Source organism: Arsukibacterium sp., assembly GCF_041616895.1.
Classification (GTDB): domain Bacteria; phylum Pseudomonadota; class Gammaproteobacteria; order Enterobacterales; family Alteromonadaceae; genus Alishewanella.
The window spans coordinates 1-2,998 of sequence record NZ_JBFJPY010000175.1 but is presented as its reverse complement, the minus strand read 5'-3'; the positions used below and the strand labels follow the sequence as shown (position 1 = coordinate 2,998).

At 49.6% G+C, this 2,998-nt stretch carries 2 protein-coding genes; both read left to right on the top strand.

The window, feature by feature from the left end:
• Positions 1 to 2,273: YgiQ family radical SAM protein (locus ABY802_RS16410; protein WP_372628194.1), on the top strand; the 2,273-nt coding region annotated here is incomplete at its 5' end.
• A gap of 231 nt (positions 2,274 to 2,504) precedes the next feature.
• A partial coding sequence (locus ABY802_RS16405; protein ID WP_372628193.1) for a hypothetical protein occupies positions 2,505 to 2,998 on the top strand: 494 nt, incomplete at its 3' end.

Sequence of the window (2,998 nt, the reverse complement as noted above, 5' to 3'; positions counted from 1 at the left end):
CGTTTTTACCGATGTCTCGCAAAGAAATGGACCAGCTCGGCTGGGACAGTTGCGATGTAATTCTGGTCGTCGGCGATGCTTACGTAGACCACCCCAGCTTTGGCATGGCTGTAGTCGGGCGCATGTTAGAAGCGCAGGGCTACCGGGTTGGCCTTATTTGTCAGCCGGATTGGCATAGCAAAGACGACTTTATGCGCCTTGGCAAGCCAAACCTGTTTTTCGGGGTGTCGGCCGGTAATATGGACTCGATGATTAACCGCTATACCGCCGATAAAAAGCTGCGGCATGATGATGCTTATACCGCCGGTGATATTGGCGGCAAGCGGCCAGATAGGGCGGTTACGGTATACACCCAGCGCTGCAAAGAAGCCTATAAAGAGGTGCCGGTTATTATTGGCGGCATTGAAGCGAGTTTGCGCCGGATTGCCCATTATGATTACTGGTCGGAAAAAATACGCCGCTCGGTCATATTTGACGCTAAGGCCGACATTTTAATTTATGGTAATGCCGAGCGGCCGTTAATTGAAGTGGCGCACCGTATTGCCTCGGGTGTACCGCTAAGCGAGATCCAGGATGTACGTGGCACGGCGGTTATTCGCAAAGAGCCACTGCCAGGCTGGCGCGGGGTAGATTCCACCGCTATTGATAAAATTGGCAAAATAGACCCGATATCCAACCCCTATGGCGCCGATGATGTTGGTTGCAGCAGCTATTCTGAATTTGCCAAAGCCGGTATCGATTTAAGTAAACCCGCTGAAGTAGAAGCTAAGCCGATTATGGTACAACCGGCGCGACAAAAGCCGTGGGAGCAAACCTACGTCAAGCTGCCGGCCTTTGAGCAGGTTAGCGTGAATAAGCCGTTATATGCCCATGCCTCGCGTATTTTACATCAGGAAACCAATCCTGGCTGTGCCCGGGCTATTATGCAGCGCCATGGTGATAGACATATCTGGGTAAACCCGCCGGCGTTTCCGCTTAGCACCGAAGAGATGGATTTAGTGTTTGGCCTGCCGTATCAGCGCGTGCCGCATCCGGTCTATGGCAAGGATAAAATTCCGGCCTACGAAATGATTAAAACTTCGGTGAATATTATGCGCGGCTGCTTTGGTGGCTGCTCGTTCTGCTCTATTACCGAGCATGAAGGCCGAGTTATCCAAAGCCGCTCGAAAGAGTCGATAATGCAGGAGATAAAGGATATTCGCGACAAAGTACCGGGTTTTACCGGCGTGATATCCGATCTTGGTGGCCCAACGGCCAACATGTACCGCTTAAATTGTAAAAACCCTAAAGCGGAACAAACCTGTCGTAGGCCAAGTTGTGTGTACCCCACCATTTGCGAGCATATGGATACCGATCAGAGCCCTACGGTAGAGCTGTATCGCGAAGCGCGTAATTTGCCCGGCATCAAAAAAGTGTTGATAGCCTCAGGCGTTCGTTACGATTTAGCGGTAGAAGATCCTAATTATGTGCGTGAGCTGGTGCAGCATCATGTCGGTGGTTATTTAAAAATAGCACCGGAGCATACCGAGGAAGGGCCTTTATCGAAAATGATGAAGCCGGGTATGGGCGCTTATGACAAGTTTAAAGAAATGTTCGACCGCTTTAGTAAAGAAGCCGGTAAAGAGCAGTTTTTAATTCCGTATTTTATTGCAGCGCACCCGGGTACCACCGATATGGATATGGTTAACCTGGCGTTATGGCTTAAAGAGCGTGATTTTAAGCTGGACCAAGTACAAAACTTTTACCCCAGCCCAATGGCGAATGCCACTACCATTTACCATACCGAAATGAACTCGCTGAAAAATATCAATAAGGCGAATTCAGAGGTGGTACCGGTACCTAAAGGTGAGCGCCAGCGCCGCTTGCATAAAGCCATACTGCGCTATCATGATCCAAAAGGCTGGCCGCAAATTCGCGAAGCATTAATTAAAATGGGTCTGAGTCATTTAATTGGTCGCAGTAAAGGCTGTTTAGTGCCGGAAGAGAGCAAGGACGAGCAGTTTAAAAAGCCCGGTAAAGGCGGCAAGCCAGCACTTAGCCGCCATACTGGCTTAAATCCGGCTGCTCAGGCAATTGCTAAAAATACCAGGCAAGTTACAAAGTCGGCTAAAAAGCCTGCCAAAATTAGTTTTGACAGGGCAAACCCTGACGCGGCTAAAGCAGGCAAGGTAGACACCGACAATGCGAATACCGTTAAGTTAAAGCCAGGCAAAGCGCAAAGAGCGCAGGGTAATAAGAGCACAGGCAGAAAGCCGCAGCGGCCGAAAGGTTGATGCTGCGGCTGTTTTTCAGCCTTAAATTTTCAAAAAAGCAGCAACAGCAGTTGCTGCTATCCCAGCAATCACATCGCATTTCATCACTATAACAACTCTTTACCAGTGCTTTATTCAGCGCTCTGCAGCAAACTGCTATAGTTCATCAGTGATTAATTTTTGCCGGTTATACTCGGCGTTCTCTGTAATTTTACTGGTGGTTAAAACGCCCTGCGTTAACAAGGATTGGTTATGCCTGCTGTCGGCTCATCTGCTAAAAATATTTTTCGGTCTGTATTCGGTGCGGTGCAGTGGTCAGCCCCTGACTGGTTGTTAAGATTAAAGCAGCATGCTAAAAGCCATCCCTGGCGGTTCTGGATAGTAACCCTGCTGGTTCTGGTGCTGCTGGCAGCCGTAGTGGCGGGATATCATTACTATCAGCAATTACCCAAACCATTGCAGGTAAGTGCAGAGGTGGTGACCCCGGAGATTGGCCATTATCAGGATGATACAGAGCAGCCGACACCGCTACTGCTGAAGTTTAAGTATGATTTAGCAAGTGCAGTAAATCCGGCGCAGGAACAAGAGCCCGAGCTGGGCTTAGAGCTGGAGCCTGTGCTGGGTTCAGAGCAGGACATGGTCAGAACATCAATGCCGGCACCCATGCTGTCAGCCGCCCGGCTGGACTTAATTGGTGAGGTAATAAGTGACGGCGTTGCTATCAGCCCAGCCATACCAGGTAAATG